Annotated in this window: 20 protein-coding genes; 6 read left to right on the top strand and 14 right to left on the bottom strand. The window is 41.0% G+C overall.

Annotated elements, in window-relative coordinates:
• The first annotated feature begins 72 nt into the window (after positions 1-72).
• Positions 73-1,053, top strand: coding sequence for a helix-turn-helix domain-containing protein (locus FMM05_RS04935; RefSeq protein ID WP_143372222.1), 981 nt, complete (start codon positions 73-75; stop codon positions 1,051-1,053).
• Between the two features lie 45 nt (positions 1,054-1,098).
• Here the strand turns inward: FMM05_RS04935 and FMM05_RS04930 are convergent, their stop codons facing one another.
• The 8 genes from FMM05_RS04930 to FMM05_RS04895 all read right to left on the bottom strand — a co-directional run bounded on the left by FMM05_RS04930 (position 1,099) and on the right by FMM05_RS04895 (position 12,755).
• The gene (locus tag FMM05_RS04930; protein WP_143372221.1) at positions 1,099-2,274 is read right to left on the bottom strand and encodes a PepSY-associated TM helix domain-containing protein; all 1,176 of its coding nucleotides are present in this window, start codon (positions 2,272-2,274) and stop codon (positions 1,099-1,101) included.
• Positions 2,275-2,283: 9 nt separating this feature from the next.
• On the bottom strand, positions 2,284-3,021 hold the full coding sequence (locus tag FMM05_RS04925) for a DUF4198 domain-containing protein (RefSeq protein ID WP_143372220.1): 738 nt from the start codon (positions 3,019-3,021) through the stop codon (positions 2,284-2,286).
• A 73-nt stretch (positions 3,022-3,094) separates the two neighbouring features.
• Entirely contained in the window at positions 3,095-5,539 is a 2,445-nt protein-coding gene (locus FMM05_RS04920) for a TonB-dependent receptor (RefSeq protein WP_143372219.1), read from the bottom strand.
• A 225-nt stretch (positions 5,540-5,764) separates the two neighbouring features.
• Positions 5,765-8,944, bottom strand: a complete 3,180-nt coding sequence (locus FMM05_RS04915; protein ID WP_143372218.1) for an efflux RND transporter permease subunit — start codon at positions 8,942-8,944, stop codon at positions 5,765-5,767.
• A gap of 38 nt (positions 8,945-8,982) precedes the next feature.
• A complete protein-coding gene (locus FMM05_RS04910; protein ID WP_143372217.1) occupies positions 8,983-10,044 on the bottom strand; it encodes an efflux RND transporter periplasmic adaptor subunit in 1,062 nt (353 codons plus the stop codon).
• 9 nt (positions 10,045-10,053) lie between these two features.
• Positions 10,054-11,430: a TolC family protein gene (locus FMM05_RS04905; RefSeq protein WP_394345143.1), complete on the bottom strand. Its 1,377-nt coding sequence runs from the start codon at positions 11,428-11,430 to the stop codon at positions 10,054-10,056.
• Positions 11,431-11,468: 38 nt separating this feature from the next.
• Positions 11,469-12,065, bottom strand: coding sequence for a TetR/AcrR family transcriptional regulator (locus tag FMM05_RS04900; RefSeq protein ID WP_143372216.1), 597 nt, complete (start codon positions 12,063-12,065; stop codon positions 11,469-11,471).
• 75 nt (positions 12,066-12,140) lie between these two features.
• The gene (locus FMM05_RS04895) at positions 12,141-12,755 is read right to left on the bottom strand and encodes a TetR/AcrR family transcriptional regulator (protein ID WP_143372215.1); all 615 of its coding nucleotides are present in this window, start codon (positions 12,753-12,755) and stop codon (positions 12,141-12,143) included.
• Between the two features lie 268 nt (positions 12,756-13,023).
• Between FMM05_RS04895 and FMM05_RS04890 the strand changes: the two genes are divergently transcribed.
• Positions 13,024-13,992: a polyprenyl synthetase family protein gene (locus tag FMM05_RS04890; protein WP_143372214.1), complete on the top strand. Its 969-nt coding sequence runs from the start codon at positions 13,024-13,026 to the stop codon at positions 13,990-13,992.
• Positions 13,989-14,342, top strand: a complete 354-nt coding sequence (locus tag FMM05_RS04885) for a hypothetical protein (protein WP_143372213.1) — start codon at positions 13,989-13,991, stop codon at positions 14,340-14,342. Before FMM05_RS04890 ends, FMM05_RS04885 begins: the two co-directional genes overlap by 4 nt.
• Positions 14,343-14,914: 572 nt before the next feature.
• Here FMM05_RS04885 and FMM05_RS04880 read toward each other — a convergent pair.
• Positions 14,915-15,460 (bottom strand): hypothetical protein, encoded by a 546-nt coding sequence (locus FMM05_RS04880; RefSeq protein WP_143372212.1) that lies wholly within the window; start codon positions 15,458-15,460, stop codon positions 14,915-14,917.
• 115 nt (positions 15,461-15,575) lie between these two features.
• On the opposite strand from FMM05_RS04880, the gene FMM05_RS04875 reads away from it, so the two are divergent.
• Both FMM05_RS04875 and odhB read left to right on the top strand, forming a co-directional pair.
• A complete protein-coding gene (locus FMM05_RS04875) occupies positions 15,576-18,383 on the top strand; it encodes a 2-oxoglutarate dehydrogenase E1 component (protein WP_143372211.1) in 2,808 nt (935 codons plus the stop codon).
• A 53-nt stretch (positions 18,384-18,436) separates the two neighbouring features.
• Complete coding sequence (odhB, locus tag FMM05_RS04870) at positions 18,437-19,708, top strand: 2-oxoglutarate dehydrogenase complex dihydrolipoyllysine-residue succinyltransferase (RefSeq protein ID WP_143372210.1); 1,272 nt, start codon at positions 18,437-18,439, stop codon at positions 19,706-19,708.
• 57 nt (positions 19,709-19,765) lie between these two features.
• Here odhB and FMM05_RS04865 read toward each other — a convergent pair whose 3' ends face one another.
• The 5 genes from FMM05_RS04865 to FMM05_RS04845 all read right to left on the bottom strand — a co-directional run bounded on the left by FMM05_RS04865 (position 19,766) and on the right by FMM05_RS04845 (position 24,434).
• Positions 19,766-20,227: a hypothetical protein gene (locus FMM05_RS04865; protein WP_143372209.1), complete on the bottom strand. Its 462-nt coding sequence runs from the start codon at positions 20,225-20,227 to the stop codon at positions 19,766-19,768.
• 89 nt (positions 20,228-20,316) lie between these two features.
• Positions 20,317-20,793: a hypothetical protein gene (locus FMM05_RS04860; protein ID WP_143372208.1), complete on the bottom strand. Its 477-nt coding sequence runs from the start codon at positions 20,791-20,793 to the stop codon at positions 20,317-20,319.
• 335 nt (positions 20,794-21,128) lie between these two features.
• A complete protein-coding gene (locus FMM05_RS04855) occupies positions 21,129-22,175 on the bottom strand; it encodes a T9SS type A sorting domain-containing protein (protein ID WP_143372207.1) in 1,047 nt (348 codons plus the stop codon).
• A gap of 122 nt (positions 22,176-22,297) precedes the next feature.
• The gene (locus tag FMM05_RS04850) at positions 22,298-23,872 is read right to left on the bottom strand and encodes a T9SS type A sorting domain-containing protein (protein WP_143372206.1); all 1,575 of its coding nucleotides are present in this window, start codon (positions 23,870-23,872) and stop codon (positions 22,298-22,300) included.
• 124 nt (positions 23,873-23,996) lie between these two features.
• The gene (locus FMM05_RS04845; RefSeq protein WP_143372205.1) at positions 23,997-24,434 is read right to left on the bottom strand and encodes a retropepsin-like aspartic protease; all 438 of its coding nucleotides are present in this window, start codon (positions 24,432-24,434) and stop codon (positions 23,997-23,999) included.
• 100 nt (positions 24,435-24,534) lie between these two features.
• On the opposite strand from FMM05_RS04845, the gene FMM05_RS04840 reads away from it, so the two are divergent.
• Positions 24,535-25,302, top strand: coding sequence for a TatD family hydrolase (locus FMM05_RS04840; RefSeq protein ID WP_143372204.1), 768 nt, complete (start codon positions 24,535-24,537; stop codon positions 25,300-25,302).
• The last annotated feature ends 22 nt before the right edge of the window (positions 25,303-25,324 follow it).

The raw sequence follows: 25,324 nt of genomic DNA, 5'->3' as shown, positions 1-25,324 counted from the left end.
CTTAAACTAATTAAAATCTGTTGTTTGATAAACGGATTTTGATGTTTGTAAAACGGATATTTTTAAATTGGTATGGATACAGCAGCTTTTATAGATGAAGTAATTTGCCGGATTAACCTTCCGGCAGATGTAGGTACGCCTAAAGAATTGACCGAACGGGATATATCATTTACCTACGGCTACGGCAGGACATCGTTTAAAAAAATAAGCTTTAGCGGTGTAAGGCTCCTTTACGGCAAACTGCGTTTTAAAAAGCCGTTTCCGGTTAAGATAGAAAACTCCGAGCCGTTTGTTGAGATGTATTTTTCGCTCACGGGCTGCCGCCGGATGGTGTTTACGCAAAATGCTGCACGCTGCAATGTAGCCAGTGGCCACCACAACTTATTTTATATACCCGATACCGAATTTTATATTGAACCTGCCATAAACGATGAAGAGAACATTACTTTACAAATACAATTTACCGAGGCTTATTTTAGCCGCTTTACCCAAATAAACCATCCGCTTTTAGTCTCGTTTATAGAGAATATAAGTAAAAAGCAATTCTCAATTTTGAGCGGCTTTGATTTAAAGATTACCCCACAAATGTATGCGGTGCTGGATGATATAGTGCATTGCGAAAAAGAGGGCATTATAAAACAGCTGTTTATAGAAACCAGTGTACTAAAGCTTCTGCAATTGCAGTTCGAGCAATTTGAAATGGTTTTTGGTGGGCTAAACCATCCAAAGATAAAAGATTATGATATTGAGAAACTGCGCCGTGCCAAGCTGCTTTTAGACAGTAATATTAGCACTGCGTGGTCTTTAGCCGAATTGTCGCGCCAAACCGGGCTTAACGACTTTAAGCTTAAAAAGGGGTTTAAAGAAGTGTATGGCGATACCGTATTTGGCTACCTGCACACCCAGCGTATGGAAACCGCCCAAAAACTATTGCTGGATAACAGCAGGAGCATCTCTGAAATTTCAGAATATTGCGGGTATGCCTATGTGCAATCATTCATTACAGCCTTTAAAAAGAAATATGGGGTTACCCCCGAGAAATTCAGGAAATAAAAATAGCGGCTAAGGGCCGCTCTTTTAGTATATAAATTGTTTGTATTATGCTTTTGCAGCAGCACCTTTTTTATAGGTGCGCCCATACCATATTAAAAAGCCCGATATAGGCAGCAGCATACACACAAAACTGGCTATAAAGGCAATTATTTTGCCGGGTATGCCCAGTATGGCACCCACGTGAATATCGTAATTTGCGGTAATAAGTTTCTCACCAAAGTTTTTTTCCTCCTGCCTGCGTTCATGTAAAAGTTTGCCGGTATACTGGTCAAACTGAAGGCTGTGGTTTACATAATAAACCCCATCATATTGCTGAATATAGGCGCTTATAACAGCCGTACTGTCGGCAGCGGGCGTCATAGAAAAAGCGCTTGCATCGGCATATTTTTTCTTAATTACCACGTATGCGTTTTCTATAGCAGTATCCTTATCGACTTTTTGTATCATTACCGATTTTTTCTGAACGTTTTCCGGTGGTGTTATACTACCCGATCCTGCCACATACACTATTGCCTGAAACCAGCTAAATGCCCAAACCATACCTGTTAAGGCGATAATCAATGCTATGGTTGCTATGTAAAAACCCAGTATATTATGCAGGTCATAATTTTTACGGCGCCATTTAGTAGTGCTTTTCCATTGAAACCATATTCTTTGCTTGCGTGCCGCTTTGTTCTTAGGCCACCAGAGTATTATGCCTGTAATTAGCATTATCACAAATATAAAAGTAGCCCATCCAGTAATTTGCTGCCCAATAGGATGCGACAGGAGCAGGCTCCAGTGCAGCATTTTTACGATATGAAAAAAGTCGAGTTCCTCATCATAAACACCTAATACCTTACCTGTGTAAGGATCGGTATATATAGAATAATATTGCTCAATATTCCCAAAATACCAAATGGATCCTTCGCCAGCTTTGTAGCTGTTAAAGACTACCGCCTTTTGCGGGTCATTATAAGTAGTGACTCCCGTAATGGTAATAGGGCCTACAGCTTTTTGTGTCTGTTGCCACAATTGCGTTACCGGTATGCGGAATGGCGTAATCTTGGGGACATAAATTTCGTCGTGGCGTGCCCAATTGCTTATCTCCTGGCTAAAAACATAGATACAGCCCGTTACTGCCAAAAATAAAACAATAAGCCCGGAGGTTAATCCGAGCCATAAGTGGGCTTTGCCTGCCCAGTATTTAAAATCTTTTTTCTTCTTTTTCTTAGTAGTCATAGGCTGCTGCTAATTTTTAGCCAAAGGTAGGGTGTAGGTGGCACAATGCCATATAAACTGATAATCCTTACCGTTATATTTACCCGGCACTTGTTCTTTTTTAGTAACTTCTACTACATATTTTGTATCCCAGGGCTTTGTGAATTTCACAACTCCATTAGCATCAGTATACAATTTTTTAGACCACTGGTCGGCTACAAAAACAGTTACCTCTGCCTCTTTAATGGGCTGGCCTTTGTATAAAATTTTAAGGGTGGTTTCTCCTTTTGCTTTAGCTTCTTTAGCAGTAGCATCTACAACGGTAAGCCCGTCTGCATTTACAGCAGCGGTTTCGGTTGGCTTGCCACCTATCTCGGTTTTTACCGTAGCATGGTAATGCGTTTTAAAGATGCCAAAATCATACTGCGTATAATCTATCACATCAATTTTATTGTTGTTAAGCACTATGGTATACGTGCCGTTAGTTTTTGGTATAAAGTAGGCACTATAGTATAATTCGCCCGGCTGTAATTGCAAAATGGTTTTCTCACCGTTAGGTGCCACGGCCCAAACTTCAAAATTTTTCATTTTAGCAAACGCTTCCCCAGCAACTTTTTCCTGAAGCCCGTAGGTATATTCGCCAAAGAAAACCTTTACTTCCTGTTTTTGGTTTATTTTGCCGGTAGGGTTGGTTTCTACCCACATAAAATGGGCAAAAGCATTGCCTGAGGCAACTATCATTAGCAATAAAAAAAGATACTTTTTCATGTTGTTGCAATTTAACAAATTTGAGATACGGTAAATTGTAAAAGCCCCTTAATAATTAAGGAGCTTAAATTTATTAGAAATTGTAGGTAAGGTTAGCTGCAAAAATGCGTGGTTTCTGCGGGCTTATAGTAGACCAGCCTTTGTAGTAATCCTTGTCGGTAATGTTATCTAATTTAAGTGTAATGGTAAAGGCTTTTTCAGTGTAAAAAGCCGATGCATTTAGCACAGTATATTCCGGCAGGGTAAAGGTACCTGCAAGCGTTCGGTTAAATATCTTGTTCTCGCTGGCATAGTTACCACCAAAACCAAGTCCAAAACCTTTTAAAGTAGCATTCTGGAACCTGTAGCTTGCCCAAAAGTTAACAAGGTTTTGCGGGCCTGCACTTTCCGGCCTCCTGTTAGCAAATTCGTCGGTAGCTGTACTCGCCGTTAATTCGCTGTCGTTGTAGCTGTATCCGGCAATAACGTTTAGGCCATCTATAGGGTTTGCCGCAAGGCTCGCTTCAAAACCTTTGCTGTAACGTTTACCGCCCTGTGTATATTCAACCTGCGGAATGATCTCTAATACGGTGTTATCTACCTTAATATCGTAATAGCTAAATGTAGCTGTAATACGGTCGTTTAGCAGGTTTAATTTAGTACCTACCTCAAACTGGTTGGCTTGTTCTGCTTCAAAAGTAAAGGTACGGCTACCTGTAATAACAGGTGCAACATTGCTAAAGCCATTCATGTAATTAGCGAAGATTGACACCTTATCTAATATTGGCTGATACACAAGGCCAAATTTAGGAGAAAAAGCCGTTTGGTTATAGTCGTCTTCGCTTACGTTGATGTTGCCTTTGTTAGAAAAACGGTCAACCCTTAAACTTGCCATTGCCGATATTGCCGGTGTAATGTTAAATACATCCGATGCATAAGCACTAAATATCTCCTCTTTAGTTTTTAATGGGCTGATAGGGGTGCCTGCAATAAGAGCATCGGTGCCTGCCTGGTTAAGAACTCCGGTTTCATCTACATACTGGGTAGGATCTGTAATACCAAGAACAAGCTCATTAAACTGTTGCAGGTTATCGCCTATATAAATGCTTCCGTTACCTACATAGCTGCTACTATTGTTTACGGTGTTGCGGTTAAAGTAATCAACACCTACAATGATCCTGTTCCTAAACTGGCCTAGGTTAAAGTCGCCAATAAAGTTCTGCTGGATATCGGTTCCGTATGTTTCAGAGTTTTGTTTGCTTATGTAGCGGCCAAGAACGATACCATCGGTAACATCGGTATACTGTGTACCTTCATAAAGGTATGAATAGTAACCGTCTGATTTGGCCGATGTTCTTGAAAACACTGTTTGAGATGTCCAATGCTCGTTGATCTTGTAATTCATTTGCGCCTGAAGGCTGAAAGTAGGCGTGTTCATATATAGGTCGTTACCTGTGTAAGAACGCTTGTTGTCGTATTTAAGCTCATCTATGTTATGAACCCTTAATTCGGCGCCCCTGTCTAAGAACAACATTGTCTGGTTGGTACCCCTGTTGTTGTAAAATTCGGTATTTACATAAAATGTTAGCTTTTCGCTGGGTTTGTAAAACAGGGATGGTGCTACGAAAAACGATTTCCTGAAACCTGCGTCCTGAAAGCTATTCTCCGTGTGGTACGCCGCATTAAGCCTTACCGCTGCTGTTTTATCTTCGTTTAATGGTGTATTAACATCAAGAGTGTAACGGTTTAATCCGTAGGTACCGCCTGTGTACGATATATTTCCACCAAAGGCATCATAAGGCTTTTTAGTGGTAATGTTTATAAGGCCACCATAAGAGGTTAGCGTACCGCCAAATAAAGTTCCCGATGGGCCTTTCAAAACCTCAATACGTTCAACATTCTGAGGATCCGGACTACCGTTTGTTATACTTGGCAAACCGTTAACCATAGTTGGTTGAACGGCAAAACCGCGAAGTGAAAAGTAACCTGCGCCATCGCCGCCACGGCCTGTTGATTCCCAAAGCTTATCTAAGCCAGGTACGTTTTTAAGGGCATCCTCAAAATTAGTAACTACCTGTTCTTTTAAAAGTTCAGCAGTAACGGTATTATAAACTTGCGGATTCTCAATATCTTTTAAGGGCATTTTAGAAACGATATCGCTTTTAGTCCTTGCAAACCTGTTTGCGTTACCGTTAATAACCACCTCATTAAGTTGTTCCTGACTTTCGGAAAGGGTAAAGTCTTTTATTTGTTTTTCGCCGGAAGCCAGCGTTACACTTTCTTCTACAGGTGTAATGCCAATGGCAGCAATCCTTAAGGTATAGGTGCCCGGCTTTACATTTTTAATTTCATACTGGCCCTGTGCATTGGTAATAGCACCGTGCGAAGTGCCTTTAAGCGCTACCGAAATATTTTCGGCCGGAGTGTTGCCGCTTAGGTTAATAGTACCTGTTAGCGTAGCCCTGTCCTGCGCCCATGTCGTCAATGAGAACAGCAGGGTTATACTAAAAATTACATTTTTTAAAATATTTGTGTTCATTTGTGTGGATTTATGGTGGCACAAATGTAAAAACCAAAATAGTATTACGCAATACTATTTTTAATTATTCTAAATAAAATTAAGAATCAATGCCTGTTTTGCGAAAGCCTTAAAATTTTCTTAAAATTATTTTATACATTAAAAATTTTAATGCAATTAGTTACTTATATCAATGAAAAAACCCCAAACTGAGTTGGGGTTTTTGAAGGAACTGAATTAATAATTTTAGTGTTTAGCGGTAAAACCGTCATCACTAAGTTCGGTATGCTTATAATCAGCAACCATAAGTTCGTCATATTTAGGCGGATCTTTTTTGCTCCACCTGCGTATAAGTCCGTCAAAGATAGAGTACACCACCGGTACAATAATTAAGGTAAGGAAGAGTGAACTTGTTAATCCACCAATAACTACCCATGCAAGCCCGTTATTCATTTGTGCGGCACCACCTGTTGCAAGGGCAATTGGTATCATACCAAAAACCATCGCAATAGTTGTCATAAGGATAGGCCTTAAACGGGCGTGGTTGGCCTGTATAAGAGCGTTGTAGGTACTTTCACCTTCTTCCTTACGGTGGTTGGTAAAGTCTACAAGTAATATCGCGTTCTTACACACAAGCCCGATAAGCATAATAACCCCTAATATGGTAAAGATGTTAAGCGAGTTGTTTGTTAACGCTAATGCAAGCAGAGCCCCAATAAATGATAGCGGTATTGAGAACAATACCACAAACGGGTATACAAAACTGTTATAAAGCCCTACCATTACAAGGTACACCAATATAATAGCGGCAAGTAGCGCAATACCAAGCGTACCAAAACCTTCGCTCTGGTTTTCCATATCGCCACCCCAAACGTAGTTTACGCCTGTTGGTTTTTGCATTTTTACAAGATAATTGGCTTCCCATTCCTGTGCTACCGTACCACTGGCGCGGCCTGCAGTTTGTGCCTGTATGGTTACCGATGCACTCTTATCCCTACGCTCAAGGAAGCTCGGCCCCGAACTTTCGGTAACATCGGCAAACTGCGATAGTTTTATCTGCTGGCCTGCATCATTAATAAATACAAGGTCTTTTACATCGTTAATATTAGAACGGTTGTATTCGTTAAAACGGATGTTGATATCGTACTCATACTCCCCGGCGCGGAATTTACCATCGGTATTACCATTAAAGGCAGTTTGCATGGTAAGTCCTACCGTTTGAAGCGATAAGCCAAGAGACGACATTTTATCGCGGTCTACCTGTACGTTAACCTCTGGGCTACCACCTTCGTTAGTTAGTTTAATTGCTGTAGCACCCGGTACTGTAGCCAGCTTTTTAGCGGCTTCGGATGCGAATTTTGATGCAGATTCTAAATCCGGACCCGTTACGGTTAATGAGATAGGAGCTTCATCGGCACCACCCATTATACTTACCGGTACGGTTTTAATTTTTGCACCTACCAGTTTTTGCTCCAGGTCGCGTTTAACCTTAGCGGCAAATACAAACGTATTGTCGTCACGCTCTTCGGCATCAACAAGGGTTACTTTTATCTCGCCTTTGTAAGCGGTAGATTGCGTTGCACCCATACCCTCGCTGGTTTGCCCAACGGTTGTAATAACACCTGTAACTTCCGGCTTGTTTCTAAGGTATTCTTCTGCTTTTTGAGCGATGAAGTTGGATTGCTCTACCGATGCATCTTTAGGCAGCTCCATTTGTACAAGGAACTGGCCCCTGTCTAACTTAGGGAAGAACTCACCACCAATAAAGCCAGCCATTAAAAGACCTATAGAGCCAAAGAACATTACAACTACAATAATTAAAGTAATCACTTTATGTGAGCGCGATGCAATACACCATTTAAGGATATCAGTTACCCAATGGGTAAATTTGTCAAGGCCTCTTTCAAAACCAAGGATGATCCTTTCAAATAAATTTTTGCCGGTTAAGTGCTCCAGTTTACCAAAACGTGATGAAAGCCACGGTATAAGCGTGAACGACGATAATAATGATAGCGCCGTTGCAATTACTACGGTGACACAAAACTGCGATATAATGTTAGATACTAGGCCTGTACTCATTGCAATTGGCAGGAATACTACGATGATTACTATGGTAATGGCCGTTACGGTAAAACCTATCTCGGCAGTACCATCATAAGCGGCGCGTACACGGTTCTTGCCCATTTCCATGTGGCGGTAAATGTTTTCCAGTACCACAATGGCATCATCCACAAGGATACCTACCACAAGAGATAAGCCAAGTAAACTCATTAAGTTTAGCGTATAGCCCATAAGGTAAATACCTATAAATGTTGCTATAAGCGATGCCGGTATAGATACCATTACAATAAACGCATTACGTATACTGTGAAGGAAGAACAACATTACAAAGGCCACAAGGAACACCGCAATGAACAAATCGTGTATTACATTATCTGCCGCAGTAAGGGTAAATTCACTGCTATCATCGGCAATTTGAAGTTTAAGGCCGTTGGCTGCATAATCCTTTTCTATCTTTTTAACCGCTGCCTGGATCTCCTCACTTACCGATACGGCATTGGCATCAGTTTGTTTGATGATCTGGAGGATGATAGCGCCGTTACTGTCTACACGCGATATTTTTTCTACTTCTTTTTGCGAATCCTGCACATCGGCAATTTCGCCGAGGCGTATCTGTATACCGTTTTTAGACGATACCACAAGGCTGCGCATCTCTTCTACATTTTTGTATTTACCGGATAAACGTACCAGCATAGAGTTTTCCCTCGTTTGGATGTTACCGGTAGGGAAATCAAGGTTAGAGCTGATGATAGCCGATTGTACTTCGGGTATCGAAAGGCCGTAGCCTTTTAGCTTGTCCTGATCCAGGCTTACCTGTATTTCACGCTCTTCACCACCCACAAGGTTTACCTGTGCCACCCCGTTTACACGGGCAAGTATAGGCTCAATCTTTTTGTCAAGTAGGTCATAAAAGGCAACCTCGTCCATTTTAGATGTTGCTCCTATAGTAATGATAGGCAAGTCGCTCAGGGAGAATTTACTTAACGAAGGTGGGTCTACATCCTCCGGTAAATCTTTCTCAATGGCGTTTATCTTACGCTGGGCATCGTTAAGGGAGTAGTCGGCATCGGCTTCAGCCTCCAGCGTTACCATTACAACTGATAAGCTTTCGTATGATTTAGATTCTACCTTTTTAACCAGCTCCAGCGATGATACCGCATCTTCTATCTTTTTGGTTACGGTGTTTTCTACCTCGCCGGGCGATGCACCGGGGTATACGGTAGTAATAGTTACCACATTGATCTCGAACTTGGGGATAAGCTCGTAGCTCAGGCTGCTGTAGCTAAAAAGCCCTCCCAGCGTGAGTATAATGAACAACACTATAATAAGCGTTGGCCGTTTTATGGATATTTCTGCTATTTTCATTTTCTACTTTTATTCCCCTTTGGGGGGTTAGGGGGCAGTTATTTAATTGTGTTTACTTTAGTACCGTCGGTTAGGTTTATCTGTCCGCTGGTTACAACAACTTCGCCTTCGTTAAGGCCGTTAAGCACTTCTACCTGGTCGCCAAATATGCGTCCTGATACAATTTTAACCATACGCGCAGTGCTGTCTTTAACTACAAATACCTGGTTGCCTGCTACACCACCAACAAATGCAGTGCGAGGTATGGTTTTAATAGCCGCTTTTTGAGCAGAATTACTGCCAAAGGTTGCTGTTCCGTACATACCGGCTTTAAGCTCGTTGTCAGGATTGTTGGCAACTTCAATTTCTACTGGGAAGTTAAGCGAACCGTCTGCCTTAGGGGCAATAAACGTAATTTTGCCGCTAAACTCTTTATCAGGATAAACACTTGCTTTTACCTTAATGGTGTTGCCTACTTTAAGGCCTGCAACGTGTTGTTCATCTACATTTACCTTAAGTTTAAGGGTAGATACATTTACAAGCTCAAACAAAACAGTACCAGGAGCTACTACGCTACCCGGCTCTATGTTACGCATGTTTACAATACCGTTAATGCTTGATTTTATGCTGGCATCGCCTACGTTAATACGGGCTGCATCATACTGTGCCTTAGCATTGGTAAGTGATAATTTTGCCTGATCCAGCTGTTGCTTTGTAACACCACCTGTTTTAAAAGCATTTTCATAGCGCTGGCTATCTGCCTTTGCATTTTCGTAAGCTGCTTTTGTATTTTGAAGCTGTATGTTAAGCTGGTCGCCTTTTATAACCGCAAGCACCTGGCCTATGCGCACTCTGTCGCCTTCATCTACCAATACTTTAATTACACGGCCACTATTTTCTGCCGGAAAGCTTAACTCCTGTGACGGTGCAAACGTACCGTTAGTTGTATAATCAAGGTTAGGTACTTCGTTTTTAACGGTAGCTATCCTTACCGCAACCGTAGCATTCTTTTTAGAGATAAGTTCGGTCTCGGCTTCGTTCTTCTTTTTATTGTTGGTTAGTATGTAAGCAATTAGCCCTATTACGGCAACGCCTATAACTATATATAATACTTTTTTCATGACAAGGATTTAATTAGTTAGTGTTTTAAGTTCGCCTTTGGCTTTTATAAGCTGCACTTCGGCCAGTTTAAAGTCAAGCAGTGCATTGGTATAATTGTTTTGGGCTTCTATATATGAGTTTTCTGCATCTAAAAGGTCGGTAAGTGTGGCAAGCCCGTTTTGGTAGTTGTTTTGGGTGTCATCCATTACTTCTTTAGCCAGTTTTACGTTTTCCCTTTGGTTGCTTATGGTAATAAGGCTGTTTTTAATCTGGGTAGCCGCATTTTTATAGTCCCTGTCTAAAGACAGTTTAGTATCCTTAATGTCCTCTTCGGTCTTTTTAAGGTCTATAGTAGCTTGCCTTACACGGGCACGCGTACCAAAACCGCTGAAAATAGGAATTTTAAGATTGGCGCTTATGGTAGAATAATCGGTCCAGTATACGCCATCTGCCGGTTTTTTAAACCACGGCATTTCCGGGCCCTGACCCAAATAGTTATATCCTGCACTCATAGATAATGACGGGTAATACTCTGCAACAATGGCTTTCCTGTTATAGTAGTACAATTTTTCCTGCTTTTTCAGCAATTGATACTCTGATCTTATAGTTGTATCCGGCATTTCTTCCAAGTTTAATGGTGTAACCGTAAACTGCGTATCCGGGATCACGATAGGGGTTTCTATAGGCATTCCCATATAAAACTTTAAAGTGTTTTCCTGTAACGCTACTGCATTGATAAGCGTTTGGCGCTGTGTGTTAATGTTGCTAAGGTTAACCGTCATCCTGTCAAGGTCTATTTTACGTGCAAGCCCGTTATCAAACTGGCCTTTAATCACGTTGCGCACCTCCTCGGTATTCTTATAGGTACTGTCTAAAACCCTTAGCTGTTCGCGCTGCACATACACCTGGTAGTAATTATTAGCCACGCGTTCTATAACCTGCTCCTCAGTAAGCTGGGCGTTAACCTGGTAAAACTCGCGGGTGGTACGTGCCGCCTGCAGGCCGGTAAACACAGCCTGGTCAAAAATTGTCTGAGTAAGGTTTACCCCGGCGTTGCTGGTCCATTTTTGCCCCAACGGAGCAAGTATGGTAGTGCCCGGCGCTCCAAAAAAGTCGCCAGGTAACGCATTTTGTTGTAGTATAGGATTATAGGTAAGGCCTGCACTACCTGCAATGTTAGGCAATGCACGTGCGCGTACTTCCTGTATCTGGTACTCAGCATTCTCTACCTCAAGTTTTGCTTTTTTGGCATCGGCCTTATTTTTCAGCGCATAGTTAACGGCGTCTTTTAGCGTAAGCACCTCCCCCTGGGCTTGCTGCGCCCGTAGGGTAGGGGCGGCTAAAAAAGCCATCAGCAATGCGATGCTCTTTAAGATTTTGCCCGTTTTTTGATTGATGGTTCTCATTGTATAATAACAGTTGTTAATTGAATTGATGTATGTATTTATTTTATAAAAAGGGTATTCATAATCACGTCTTTACGCTCTTCTAAAAGCTTGTCGTAGCCTTCTTTAGTAAAGCCCATGGTTTCCTGCAACAATGGCCTCATAGAAACCGGGAACGACATTAGCGACACAAAGTTGAGTACAAACTGCTCCGGCCTCATACGCTCTATATTGCCTTTTTCCATTTCTACAGCTACTTCCAGGTAAAACTTATCCAGTAGCATGTTCATGTGCTCCTTGTCTTTATAGCAGTTACCCTGGTTCATTTGGGTAACCATATAAATTTCCAGGTAAGGGTATTTTTTGGTCTGTTCAAAAAACACATCAAGGTGCTGACTCAGCTTCTCTTTGAATGACAGGTTAGAAAAAATAATTTTCTCCATCATGTCATGCTCCTGTACCTGTGCGTCCTGAAAAACAATATCAAAGAGGTTGTTCCGCGAGCGGAAGTAATAGTTTATCAGTGTGCGGTTTACTCCTGCGGCATCTGCAATTTCCTGGGTGGTAGCATTAAAGCGGCCTTCGCTAAAGAACACTTTCTTAGCGGTGTCTTTAATTAATTGCTCGGTATCTGTATCTGTGGCTTTCGCTGACATATTTGTTTAACATTAATGTTTGACATAATTGTCAAATGCAAAATTATTGCTTTTTTCGAAACGCAAATCAATATTTTAATTTTTTTTAAAATTATTTTCCGCAATGGTTTTCGTAAGCTCTGCCAGTCCTCTTTCGGAAACGATGCCTCGTAAATGATATTCAAGGTATTGAATTGTAAGGGTTTCCATGTTATACATGGTTTTAGGGAAAATTTCGTCATCCTTAATTCCGGTAAGGCCGGTAAAGTAAATTCGTGCTGCAAACTCAATATTAAGGCCGGCTCTGTAAAGCCCTTCCTTTACACCGCGCTCTAAATTGTTTAACATGCAGCCATGCAGTTTTTCAAATTGTTTGATACGGAGGCAGGCATGAATTTTAGGGTAAAATTTTTGCAATTGATGATCGGGCGATGCAGTATCGTTCTTTAATACTCCCTGCAAATACTGCCTAACTACAAAAAACTCCTGTATAGGGCTTTGGTCTATCTGGCAAATGGCATCAATACCTGTAGAGATGGTTTCAAAAAGATGATTAGCAGTGGCTTCAACCAAATCATTCTTGTTTTCAAAGTGCTGGTAAATGGTTTTTTTAGAGATGCCCAGTTCGGCAGCAATATCATCCATTGTCACACTTTTAAAACCAAGCGATAGGAACATTTCAGTAGCTTTTATTAATATGGTCTCTTTCATTATAGTTCTCAAATTGAGGCGCAAAGGTAAATAAGGAAACTTTAAAAACCTAAATAGTTTCCAAAGTTTTTATTAAATTTTAAATGTTTAACAATACAAAATTGGTAGTTTGTATTCGTTAACAGCCTAAAATACTGTGGTATTATACCAATGGCGTTTGTATAATAATTATGGCTGTTAGTTATTTAAACCCCTGTTTGGTGTTAAGAATAGCAGCGCAGTTTTTGATAAGAAGTTGGAATGACTTAATTTAGCAAAAAAATACTTCATGCAACCCATTGGGCACTACCAGCAAGTTATTACAGACTATTTTGCAAATGCAACTATAAATAAAGAACCCGCAAACCTTTATGATCCAGTAAATTACATTTTATCGCTTGGCGGTAAAAGGATGCGCCCGGTGCTTACCCTTATGGCTGCAGAGATCTTTAATGCCGATTGCCGTGCTGCCTTGCCTGCCGCCGTTGCGGTAGAGATCTTTCATAATTTCTCTTTGGTTCATGATGATATTATGGATGATGCCCCGTTAAGGCGTGGTAATCAGACGGTTCATGAAAAGTGGAACATCAATACGGGGATACTTTCCGGCGATGCAATGCTCATATTGGCCTACCAGTATTTTGAACAATATGAGCCTGCTACCTTTAAAGAGCTGGCAAAATTATTCAGCAAAACGGCGCTCGAAGTTTGTGAAGGCCAACAGTGGGATGTTGATTTTGAGACCCGTAGCGATGTTTCGTTGCCGGAATACCTTAAAATGATAGAGTACAAAACAGCGGTTTTAGTAGGTGCTGCTATGAAAATGGGGGCCATTGTAGCCGGTACATCTAAGGAAAACTGCGAGCGCATCTACAACTTTGGGCTTAATTTAGGGATAGCGTTCCAGCTACAGGACGACTACCTGGATGCCTTTGGCAACCCGGAAACCTTTGGGAAACAGGTAGGTGGCGATATTATAGAGAATAAAAAGACCTATTTATACCTAAAAGCACTGGAGCATAACCAACATAAAAACGACTTACTACAATGGTTTGCCACTCAGCCTGAGGACAATACAACTAAGATAGCAGCGGTTAAAGACATCTTTATCGCTACGGGGGCCGATGAGCTAACTACCAGTGCTATAGAACAATACACTTTAAAAGCTTTCGCCACATTAGATGGCATGGATATTGAATCCGATAAGAAACAGTTACTCCGCAAATTTGGCGAGAACCTGATGCTCAGAAAAGTATGATATTTACACCACCGCCCAATACCGACCTCCTGCTTAGTGAAGCACAAAAGGAAAAGCTTTATATTCAGTTAGTTGCGCAGCTAAATAAAGACCTTACGTTGGCCAACGAATCGGTTGATATGGATGAAGAAATTTCGCCAATCAACTTAAAACTAACGCTTCAGGATAAGATATACAGCCTTATCCAGCATAAATTTGCCGAATACCTTAACCTGCTATACATTATAGATGTGCCCGAAAAAGACATTAAAGCCTTAAACGGCAGCGATATAGCCGACCTTGCCGAGCAGGTTTCGTTCCTGATCTTAAAAAGGGAATGGCAAAAAGTATGGTTCAGGAATAAGTATTGATTTTCGATTGCAGTTTAGATTTTCAATTTTGCTTAAAATGGGAAAATTTATCCCAAAAAGGGCTTAATATTTCACTTTTGGATTTTGGATTGCCTAAAAAAGCATGATTTTTCGCTATAATAAGTAGCGTTAAACTTACAAATGCCTTAATATTTCACTTTTGGACTTTGAGATGGTTATTTTTCATAATTAAATTTAAAGTGGGATTTTTCAGGAATTTTTTCTTCAATAAAAACTGAAATTTCTTTCGCACTTTTTTGTAAAAGTTATTTAAAAAAACAAATTACAAAGTTTCGCAAGCAAATTTGTAAAATTTCTTTTGTGATTTATTAAACGATAATTTTTATGTTATCTTACCAAAAGAAATTTATCCGGTTCGTCATTGCGAGCGGAGTGCAACGGAGCGTGGCAATCTCATTCGTAACTAATTTAGAATGGTATGGAAAAACGTTATTAAGCTACCTGTGAGATTGCCGCGCTCCGTTGCACTCCGCTCGCAATGACGGGGCGTAAAGAAACCCGTGCAAACCCGCGCCTGCGCAGCATCCGTGCAATCCGCGTTCCATTCTTCCTCAAAAATAAACCCGTACAAAAGGCATAAGGGCATCACTGTACACCAGGTCGCGGTCGTTAAAAAGCACATTATAGCGCACGCCAATGGTTACATTATCCATGGCATAGCCTGCACCCACAAACAGGGCAGTATTCCAAAAATTACGGTCCTTAAAATTCAGGTCGCCATAATACTCGGCGTAGCGCTCATCCACATCAAGGTTAACGCGCAGTTGCTCCACTTCAACCGATAGCTGCACCTCCGGTATCGGGTTAAAAAGCCCTATTACAGATCCGCCGTATAAATAAGCATCATAATAGCTCTTTTGGTGCACATAGGTACCCTGTAAACCGGCGCCTAAAGCCACATACTCGTTAAACTGGTAAATAGCGCCCGGTGCAAGGCTAACATCGGTATAACCGCTGCCAAAACCCGCACCCAGCGAACCGCCAAAACGCACATGGCTCCAAAAGTCGGTTTCCTGTGCGCTAACAGTGCTAACGGCCAGCGCAAAGGCTGCTGTTGTGAGCAATTTTGTTAAGGAAAATACAAAGTATGATTTCATAGTGGCTGCTGTGTATATTTACTAAGCATAAATATATAAAAATCGTTGAAAGATGTTTACAATTATTGTACTTTTGCATTGAATTTTTTAAAAACACGGTCACAAACACACACGTATGGACAGGTTTTCCTTTTTAAACGCAGCACATACTGCTTTTTTTGCAGATTTATACGAACAATATATTGAAAATCCGGATAGCGTAGAGCCAAGCTGGCGCGCGTTCTTTCAGGGTTTTGATTTTGCCGCTTCAGATTACGGAACCGGCGCAACAGAAGTAACTTCTGCACTGCAACAGCAACCACAAACCGCCAAGGCTACTGCCTCTGCCCCGGTTTCTGATTATTCGGGCGTACCCGAAAAACTTCAAAAAGAATTTAAGGTTATCAGCCTTATAGAGGGGTACCGCACCCGCGGCCACCTTTTTACCAAGACCAACCCCGTTAGGGAGCGCAGGACGTTTAGCCCCACGCTGGACCTGACTAACTTTGGCCTTAGCGATGCCGACCTTAACACTGTTTTTGATGCAGGTAAAGAAGTAGGCCTGGAAAATGCTACCCTTGCCCAGATTGTAGAGCACCTGCAAAAGGTGTACTGCGGCCACATAGGCATAGAGTACATGTACATCCGCGATCCTAAAACAAGGCAGTGGATACAAAACAGGCTATCGGTTAACCAAAACCAGCCTGATTTTAATGCCGACCAAAAGAAAAATATCCTTGGTAAACTTAATGATGCAGTTTCTTTTGAGAACTTTCTTCATACCAAATATGTAGGCCAAAAACGTTTCTCGTTAGAGGGTGGCGAATCGCTTATACCGGCGCTCGATGCGCTTATAGAAGCAGCAGCCTCTAAAGGTGTAGAGCAGTTTGTTATGGGTATGGCACACAGGGGCCGCCTTAACGTGCTTGCTAACGTATTTGGTAAGTCAACTTCAGATATTTTTAGCGAGTTCGACGGTAAAGATTATGATGATGACGCCCTTTTTGATGGCGACGTAAAATACCACCTTGGGCTTACAGCCGATAAGGTAACTAAAGAGGGCAAGCAAATAAACCTTAACCTTGCGCCAAACCCATCGCACTTAGAAACTGTTGGTGCGGTTATAGAGGGTATTGCCCGTGCAAAACAGGATAAATATTTCCCGGATGATTTTAGCAAAGTACTGCCTATAGCACTGCATGGCGATGCTGCCGTTGCAGGCCAGGGTATTGTATACGAAATTGTTCAGATGGCTAAGCTGGACGGTTATAAAACAGGTGGTACCATTCACGTAGTGGTTAACAACCAGGTAGGTTTTACAACCAATTACCTTGATGCCCGCTCAAGTACGTATTGTACCGATGTGGCAAAGGTAACCTTGTCTCCGGTACTGCATGTAAATGCAGATGATGCCGAGGCTGTGGTACATGCCATGCTTTTTGCTTTAGAATACAGGATGGAGTTTGGTACTGATGTATTTATAGACCTTTTAGGCTACCGTAAATACGGGCACAACGAGGGCGATGAGCCACGTTTTACCCAGCCTAACCTTTATAAATTAATTGCCAAGCATAAAAACCCGCGCGACCTGTATGCCGATGTGCTCTTAGGTGCCGGTGTTATAGATAAAGATTATGTAGGCAAGCTGGAGAAAGAATACAAGGCCGTTATGGAGGAGAACCTTGAGGCTTCCCGTAAAAAAGACCTTACCGTGATTACCCCATTTATGCAAAATGAGTGGGAAGGTTATGAGCAGGCAGGTGCCGATGTGATGCTTCAAAAAGTAAACACTGCTTTCTCTAAAGATATACTTACTGATATTGCAAAGGTTATAACAGAGCTTCCTGCCGATAAGAAATTTATAAGCAAGATACAAAAGCTGGTTAACGACAGGAAGAATATGTATTTTGAAACCGATAAGCTGGACTGGGCCATGGCCGAGCTTTTAGCTTACGGGTCGCTGCTTACCGAAGGGTATGATGTGCGTATATCGGGCCAGGATGTAGAGAGGGGTACCTTTTCGCACCGCCACGCTGTAGTTAAGGTAGAAGATTCTGAAGAAGAATATGTAGCCCTTAACAACATTAAAGATGCAAAAGGTAAATTCAACATCTTCAATTCACTACTGTCAGAGTATGCTGTGGTAGGTTTTGATTATGGTTATGCCCTTGCCAACCCTAAAGCGCTTACCATATGGGAGGCCCAGTTTGGAGATTTCTCTAACGGTGCCCAGATAATGCTGGATCAGTACATTAGTGCTGCCGAAGATAAATGGAACAACCAGAACGGCTTGGTTATGCTATTGCCACACGGTTATGAAGGCCAGGGTGCAGAGCACAGCAGCGCCCGTATGGAGCGTTACCTGCAACTTTGTGCCAACCACAACATGTATGTGGCCGATTGTACTACACCGGCTAACTTTTTCCACCTGTTAAGGAGGCAAATGAAAACCACGTTCCGCAAGCCGCTTATCGTGTTTACTCCTAAGAGTTTACTGCGCCACCCGCTTGTGGTATCTACGGCAGATGAGTTTGCAAACGGCTCGTTCCAGGAAGTGCTGGATGATACTGCTGTACAGGCAGACAAGGTTAAAACGCTTGTTTTCTGTACCGGTAAATTCTATTACGACCTTATTGCCGAAAGGGAAAACCTTAAACGCGATGATGTAGCCTTTGTAAGGATAGAGCAACTGTTCCCACTACCGGTAGAGCAGCTTAAAGAAATTATAGCCAAATACCCTAATGCCGATGATTATGTATGGGCACAGGAAGAGCCACGCAACATGGGTGCTTACAGCTATATGCTAATGAACTTTACCGAGGTAAAACTTCGTGTGGCATCGCTTAAAGCATACAGCGCACCGGCTGCGGGTAGTTATACCCGATCTAAAAAACGCCATGCCGCTGCTATAGCAATGGTTTTTGATAAGAATTTATTTAATTAATTGTATTTTTGAGTTTTCAATAATATAGCAACACAATATAAAATTATACCAATATGATTTTAGAAATGAAAGTTCCTTCGCCGGGGGAATCGATTACAGAAGTTGAAATAGCAACATGGCTGGTTAAAGATGGTGATTATGTAGAGAAAGACCAGGCAATTGCCGAAGTAGATTCGGATAAAGCAACCCTGGAGCTTCCTGCCGAAGCAGCAGGTATTATTACTCTAAAGGCAGAAGAAGGCGATGCTGTTGCCGTAGGGCAGGTAGTATGCCTTATTGATACCGATGCTGAAAAGCCGGGTGGTGGCGATGCTGCCCCTGCAAAAGAAGAAAAGAAAGAAGAAGCGCCTAAAGCCGAAGAGAAAAAACCGGAAGCACCTAAAGAAGAGCCTAAAAATGAAGAAGCTAAGCCTGCTGCACCTGCTGCAGAGAAAAGCTATGCTGCGGGTACTCCTTCTCCGGCTGCTAAAAAAATATTAGACGAAAAAAGCGTTGACCCTGCAACCGTAAGCGGTACAGGTAAAGGCGGAAGGATAACTAAAGACGATGCGGTTAATGCTAACCAGCAAGTTTCTATGGGTACCCCCACAAACGGTAACCGTGGCAGCGAGCGTACAAAACTATCTATGCTTCGCCGTAAAGTGGCAGAGCGCCTTGTGGCTGCCAAGAATGAAACAGCTATGCTTACCACGTTTAACGAGGTAAACATGACACCTATTAACACGCTTAGAAACGAGTATAAAGATGCCTTTAAAGCCAAGCATGGCGGTTTAGGCTTAGGTTATATGTCGTTCTTTACTAAAGCGGTTGTAAGGGCGTTACAGTTGTTCCCGGATGTTAACTCTATGATGGATGGCGACTATAAAGTGGCTTACGATTTTGTTGATATCTCTATTGCCGTATCGGGCCCTAAAGGCCTTATGGTACCGGTGGTAAGAAATGCCGAGACGCTTTCTTTCCGTGGTATTGAGGCAGAAATTAAACGCCTTGCACTACGTGCCCGCGACGGACAGATCACTGTAGATGATATGACAGGGGGTACGTTTACCATTACCAATGGTGGTGTGTTTGGCAGTATGCTTTCTACCCCTATCATTAATCCTCCGCAAAGCGGTATCCTTGGTATGCACAACATTATAGAGCGCCCTATTGCCGTTAACGGTAAAGTAGAGATACACCCTATGATGTACGTTGCCCTTTCTTACGACCACAGGATCATCGATGGGCGTGAGTCGGTTGGTTTCCTTGTAGCGGTTAAAGAAGGCTTAGAAAACCCAACAGAACTGCTTATGGATAACAATCCTAAAAAAGCATTAGAACTATAGTAAGTTACTAAGTTTTATATATACAAAACGCCCACTATTTAGTGGGCGTTTTTTGTTTTAATACGTAATATCAAAAGTACCGTTTGTAATTGTCCGCTCCTGGTAATCCGGAGAATCTTCAAAATAACCGTTTGTAAAGGTGCCGCTAAAAGTACCTTTAAGTTTATGGTTACTATTTTGGGTATAGGTAAGGGTTACCTGGTTGTTATCAAAAAAAATTTGGTTATCGGCCATATATTCTATTAAGCCGTTGCCGTTTACAGCAGCATCTGTAACAGGGAAGGTAATGCGTATGGATGTGTTGCCTTCACTTTCTCCAGCAAACGCAGACCTGTAACCCTCATTTTCGCGCTCATAACTTTGCGATGGGTGTATTGTTACATCATTAAAAACATGTTGTTCACCATTAATAGTAAAACTTATGCTGCCGCCTTGTTTTGCAGCGTCATCATCATTAGAGCACGAACTAAAATTTAGTGTAAAAATACAAAGGCAGGTAAGTAGTAATATCTTTTTCATCAATACAAAATTGGGTTTAAGGGTGCTAATATAAATAAAAAAGCCCTGTTTAAATTAATAAACAGGGCCTCTGAAATTATCAGTAATGATTATCTGTTGATATCAAAAGTACCTTCGCTGATTGTTTTAGTTACAGTTTCCTGGGCGTTGGCATCGTAAATTGATACTGTTCCGGAGAATGTGCCTTTAACTTTATCATTATTGTTGGTTAACGTGTTAACGTTAAACTCATTATCCCAGTAGTAAGTTACGTTGTTCTCAACGTACTCAAAATAGTTTGAAGCATCAGCACCAACTGCTTCTTTTTCAAGCTCGAAAGTTACAAATTCTGAAGCCGAGCCTTCGGGTGAAGCTGTAATAGTGATCCACTCAAACGTTTCGCCATCAGATACTTCAGATTCCGGATTAACAGTAATAGTGTTGTATGTTTTAGCAACACCATTTACTTTAAAAGTTACTGTACCTGAGGTGCCGTCAGTTTCGTTAGATTTGTTATCATCATCAGAACAAGAATTAAACGTTAAAGCTAAAGCTGAAAGGCATGTAAAAAGGAATAATTTTTTCATGGGTAATTGATTGTTATAAGTGTTTTTGTTAGTGCTGCAATGATATTTAAATTTTATAAACTGGTAAAATTAATTGCTATTAAGTTTACAATATATTTACATTGAGTATGTGCTTGTTTTTCAGTTAATTAAATGAAAATATTTTAATAAAAAGTATAATTTTGGCTAATTTCTTACAGATGATATTCGTTTTTTAACTATTTGTCTTTTGGTAAAACGTCAAAATGATATGTTTTTCAAAAAAAGATAAATTATCGTATGATAATCAATAGCGGTTATCAGGCAGAAAAAAAGCCCTGCATTGCAGAGCCTTATGTGATTTGTGTGTAAACAGTTTACTGCTTAATTACCCTAATAGTTTTTTGGGCATTGCCACTTTGTATTTTCACAAAATAAATACCGCTATTAAACGAGCTGAAATTTATTGTAGCTCCTGTTGCATTAGGCTTTGTTGTAAGCACCTGCTGGCCTAATGTGTTGTAAACCTCTATAGCATCAATAGCAACAGTATTGCTAATGCTAAGGTTGTTTACTACCGGGTTAGGGTAGTATCTAAGCGCGGCAAATTGGTTATTATTTACGCCTAATGTTACCAGGTGAACCGTAACAGCTAAACGTTGCGTGCTTTCCGTCCCGTCTATAGATTGTGCTGCATAATATGTTGTTTCATTTACCAGCAGTGTTGTCATTGCAAGCGGATTATCACCTGTTTCAGTAGCATACCATTGTATGTTTTCGCCTTCCACTTCCACGTCGGCAAGGGTTTGGCCCTCTATCAATGTTTGTATGGACTCGCCTACAGGAGCCGTTAACATATGGTCAAAAGTTATGGTTACAGCATTTACGCAGCCGTTCTCTATCATTAGAGAATATTGGCCAAAAGGCATATCTGTAAAGATGTTAGACTCCTGTGCAAAGGGTAACACTATAGGTGCCCCGGCTGGAGCAGCAACCACGGTGTATTGATACAGCCCTGGCGCACTAAGCGTTACTGTAAAATCATAGCCAACAGACACTATGTTTTCAACTTCAAATGTACTTGTTACGATTAAATCAAAGTCTGCCACTGCAAAATTATCAGAATTTTCATTTTCGCTCACCCTTACATAAACCGTTTGGTTGTAAGCAATGGTATTACTGTAAAAAACAGGTATCGGGTTAGCGTTTGCCTGGGCATCTGCATTGGTTTGAAAGTAAGCAACCGTGTAATCTTCCGGGTTTAATGTTCCTAAAGCAGATTCATCGTTCCAGCTCAGGTCAAACGTGGCAAACCCATTTTCATTTTCGTCGCAGGCATATAGATCTTGGGGCATGCCAATGTTAGGCTGTGCATACATGGTAATGCTAAAAAGTAATAAATAAAAAGCGTAGAGTTTTTTCATGGTAGTAATTTTTTTCAAAAGTAATAAAAACTACCTACTAACGTGATGATTAACTTAAATCTCTTCTCTGGGAATAAAAAAGCTCCGCAATTTGCGGAGCTATAGAAATGTAATATCTTTTACTATTGCTTTACAACCTTAATAGTTTGCTGGTTTTTACCGGCTGTAACTTTTATAAAATAGATGCCATTGTTAAAAGCCGAAAAATCTATTGTTCCCTCAGTGCTGTTGATAGCCGTTGTAAGCACCAGCTGGCCTAAAGTATTGTAAACACTTATGTCATCTATAGTGTTGCTATTTGTTACTGTAAATGTGTTTTTTACCGGGTTAGGGAAATAGCTTAATCCCGGTATAGTGTCATTATCTAAGCCTAAAACCTTTGTAACGGTAACGCCAAGCCTTTGTGTGCTCTCTACACCATCTATAGTTTGAGATGCATAGTAAATGGCACCATCTACAAGTAAAGTCTCAATGTTTAATAGATTATCTCCGGTTTCGGTAGCATACCATTGTATGTTTTCGCCCTCCACTTCCAGGTTGGCAAGGGTTTCGCCTTCGGTAAAAGTTTGTGTTGTTTCTCCAAGAGGGGCTGTTAAAATGTGGTCAAAAGTTATAGTTACAATATTTCCACAACTATTCTGTATCACAAAAGTGTATGAGCCAAAAGGCATATCCGTAAAAATATTGGAATTCTGGCTGATTAATTCGGCCGATGTCGGTGCCGAGCTTATTGTGTATAGATATGTTTCGGATGAATTGAGTGTTATAACTATATCATTGCCAACAGATGCGATACCTTCAACTTCTAAATTATTTACTACCAATTGTTGTTCGTATATTTGAGAGCAAACAGGTTCGTTAGGGTTAGGTGCTGGTATGGCTACTCTTACAAAAACAATTCCATTTTGGCTGCTGTAGGTAGTAGGGTTGGGAAATGGATTAACATTGTTTAATGCGTCTTCTAAAGTAGCATAATGGGTAATAATAAATGAACTGTCATAAAGATTGTTATTCTGGGTAAGGTCAAAAATTCCATTGCAGGAATATAAGTCAGGCATTCCCATATAAAGTGGTAGTGGCAGTACTTTAATAGTTAATGTGGTATAAGCTTCACATCCATTTACAGACGTCACTTTTACATTTAGCACTTGCGGATTGGTGTAGTTAGTAAAATTAGTAGGATTGTCAATAAGAGAGTTATTTTCACTCCAAAAATACTCAACACTACAGCCTATGCAATCTCCGGTTATTTCGTTGTCTTTTGTAGTAAGGTCAAAAGATGTCATAAAATCGTTTGGTAACGCCTCATTGCAACGTACAAGTGCCGTTGGATTATTAATAATCGGAATAATGTTAATTACAATAGAAAAATACGCAATAGCGAAATTGGCAGGCTGACCTATTTGTGCAACTTTAATAAAAATACTTTGGCCATTACTTACGTAGGCTGCTTGAGGATTTTCTATCGCGTTAGTACCGTTAACGGCATATTGTTCTGTTTCATAATATGACACGCTATATTCATCTGGGCTAAGCCCGTTCAATACAATAGTGTTGTTTACAGTAAGATCAACGAATGTAGCACCATTCATGGTGTATTCGTCCTGATCGCAAACAACAACAGTTATAGGCTCGCCAATATTAGGTTGGGCAAATGCAGAAACACTGAATAATAATAATAGTAACAATTTTTTCATAGCTAATAATTTAAGTGGTTTTAATATCAGATGCTCTATAAGCTTTTAGGTTGCGTATTTTCTGAATAATAAAATCATTTAATTTGGCTAAAGAATAATTGTTATTGCATTTAATGAACGTGCACTACTTCAAATACAAACAAAAGTTATTGTAATCTATTATTGCCTTGCCTTTTATAAGAATATCGGCCCCAATTATACCGTGTACAGGTTTGGCTTTATATTGTTGCAATGCCTGGTTAACGTGCGACATATCAAAAATAACCAGTGCCAACTTTTTAGTGCTCCAGCGGCCCAGCTTTAAATTGTTTTTGACCGATGTTTGCGTTACCATACCTATACCGCCTGCACCTGCGGCACGGGTATCAGAGTCGGCTGCCAGGAGGGTAAAATGGTTAATGCCTTCAAAGCCCACGCAGCTGTTAGAGGCTCCGGTATCTAATATAAAGTGGCCGTCTATGCCATTTATTTTGCCTTTTAGCAGCAGGTGTTGTGTTTTGCTAATTTTAAACTTTATGCGTTTGTAGCCTTTGTTTTTTAAGGTGCTTTGAAGGGTATCCATTTTTTAGAACTGGTTTCTGGTGATTCAAAAATAATTTAAATTTAGATATACAGGGCAAAAGCCACGCCAAGTTTGTAATTTTACCGTTTAGAAATACAACATGATACTTACCGATACACATACGCATTTATACAGCGAAGAGTTTGCGGCCGACCGGGATGCCATGATGCAGCGCGCCTTTGATGCCGGTGTTAGCAGGCTTTTTGTGCCGTCTATAGATTCTACCTACACGCAGCAGATGTATGCAATGGAAAAGCAGTACCCCGATAATGTTTTTTTAATGATGGGGCTGCACCCCACCTATGTAAAAGAAAATTATTTAGAAGAGCTGGCGCATGTAGAAGCGCAGCTGGCCAACCATAAATTTTATGCCGTGGGCGAAATAGGGGTAGACCTCTACTGGGATAAAACCCGGCTTACCCAACAGCAACACGCCTTTAAACACCAGGTACAGCTTGCAAAAAACTATAAGCTGCCCATAAACATACATTGCCGCGATGCCTTTAATGAAACGTTTGATGTTTTAGAAGAGGAAAAAGGGGCTGATTTGTTCGGGATATTTCATTGCTTTACCGGCGATTTTGAACAGGCACAAAAAGCCATTTCTTACAATATGAAGTTGGGGATAGGCGGGGTGGCCACGTTTAAAAATGGTAAGATAGACGAGTTTTTAAAAGACATACCCCCGCAATACATTGTGTTAGAAACCGATGCGCCTTACCTGGCCCCCGTGCCGCACAGGGGCAGGCGCAACGAGAGCAGCTACATACCCCTTGTTGCTCAAAAGCTTGCCGAAATTTATGGGGTTACGATAGAAGAAATTGCGCAGATAACCACTCAAAATTCTAAAGATATATACGGGATTTAACAAAGAATTTCGGTTAAATTCA

It is taken from the genome of Flavobacterium zepuense, assembly GCF_007097145.1.
Classification (GTDB): Bacteria; Bacteroidota; Bacteroidia; order Flavobacteriales; family Flavobacteriaceae; genus Flavobacterium; species Flavobacterium zepuense.
The sequence above is the reverse complement of the archived record's forward strand: the minus strand, read 5'-3'. Positions and strand labels throughout refer to the sequence as shown.

What these genes read in the sequence shown, in the direction of transcription:
- FMM05_RS04890 (WP_143372214.1), top strand. Translation starts at nt 13,024, where the DNA reads ATGCAACCCATTGGGCACTACCAGCAAGTTATTACAGACTATTTTGCA.
- FMM05_RS04895 (WP_143372215.1), bottom strand. Translation starts at nt 12,755, where the DNA reads ATGAAAGAGACCATATTAATAAAAGCTACTGAAATGTTCCTATCGCTT.
- FMM05_RS04865 (WP_143372209.1), bottom strand. Translation starts at nt 20,227, where the DNA reads ATGAAAAAGATATTACTACTTACCTGCCTTTGTATTTTTACACTAAAT.
- FMM05_RS04900 (WP_143372216.1), bottom strand. Translation starts at nt 12,065, where the DNA reads ATGTCAGCGAAAGCCACAGATACAGATACCGAGCAATTAATTAAAGAC.
- FMM05_RS04935 (WP_143372222.1), top strand. Translation starts at nt 73, where the DNA reads ATGGATACAGCAGCTTTTATAGATGAAGTAATTTGCCGGATTAACCTT.
- FMM05_RS04925 (WP_143372220.1), bottom strand. Translation starts at nt 3,021, where the DNA reads ATGAAAAAGTATCTTTTTTTATTGCTAATGATAGTTGCCTCAGGCAAT.
- FMM05_RS04910 (WP_143372217.1), bottom strand. Translation starts at nt 10,044, where the DNA reads ATGAAAAAAGTATTATATATAGTTATAGGCGTTGCCGTAATAGGGCTA.
- FMM05_RS04930 (WP_143372221.1), bottom strand. Translation starts at nt 2,274, where the DNA reads ATGACTACTAAGAAAAAGAAGAAAAAAGATTTTAAATACTGGGCAGGC.
- FMM05_RS04905 (WP_394345143.1), bottom strand. Translation starts at nt 11,430, where the DNA reads ATGAGAACCATCAATCAAAAAACGGGCAAAATCTTAAAGAGCATCGCA.
- FMM05_RS04850 (WP_143372206.1), bottom strand. Translation starts at nt 23,872, where the DNA reads ATGAAAAAATTGTTACTATTATTATTATTCAGTGTTTCTGCATTTGCC.
- FMM05_RS04915 (WP_143372218.1), bottom strand. Translation starts at nt 8,944, where the DNA reads ATGAAAATAGCAGAAATATCCATAAAACGGCCAACGCTTATTATAGTG.
- FMM05_RS04880 (WP_143372212.1), bottom strand. Translation starts at nt 15,460, where the DNA reads ATGAAATCATACTTTGTATTTTCCTTAACAAAATTGCTCACAACAGCA.
- FMM05_RS04920 (WP_143372219.1), bottom strand. Translation starts at nt 5,539, where the DNA reads ATGAACACAAATATTTTAAAAAATGTAATTTTTAGTATAACCCTGCTG.
- odhB (WP_143372210.1), top strand. Translation starts at nt 18,437, where the DNA reads ATGATTTTAGAAATGAAAGTTCCTTCGCCGGGGGAATCGATTACAGAA.
- FMM05_RS04875 (WP_143372211.1), top strand. Translation starts at nt 15,576, where the DNA reads ATGGACAGGTTTTCCTTTTTAAACGCAGCACATACTGCTTTTTTTGCA.
- FMM05_RS04845 (WP_143372205.1), bottom strand. Translation starts at nt 24,434, where the DNA reads ATGGATACCCTTCAAAGCACCTTAAAAAACAAAGGCTACAAACGCATA.
- FMM05_RS04840 (WP_143372204.1), top strand. Translation starts at nt 24,535, where the DNA reads ATGATACTTACCGATACACATACGCATTTATACAGCGAAGAGTTTGCG.
- FMM05_RS04855 (WP_143372207.1), bottom strand. Translation starts at nt 22,175, where the DNA reads ATGAAAAAACTCTACGCTTTTTATTTATTACTTTTTAGCATTACCATG.
- FMM05_RS04860 (WP_143372208.1), bottom strand. Translation starts at nt 20,793, where the DNA reads ATGAAAAAATTATTCCTTTTTACATGCCTTTCAGCTTTAGCTTTAACG.
- FMM05_RS04885 (WP_143372213.1), top strand. Translation starts at nt 13,989, where the DNA reads ATGATATTTACACCACCGCCCAATACCGACCTCCTGCTTAGTGAAGCA.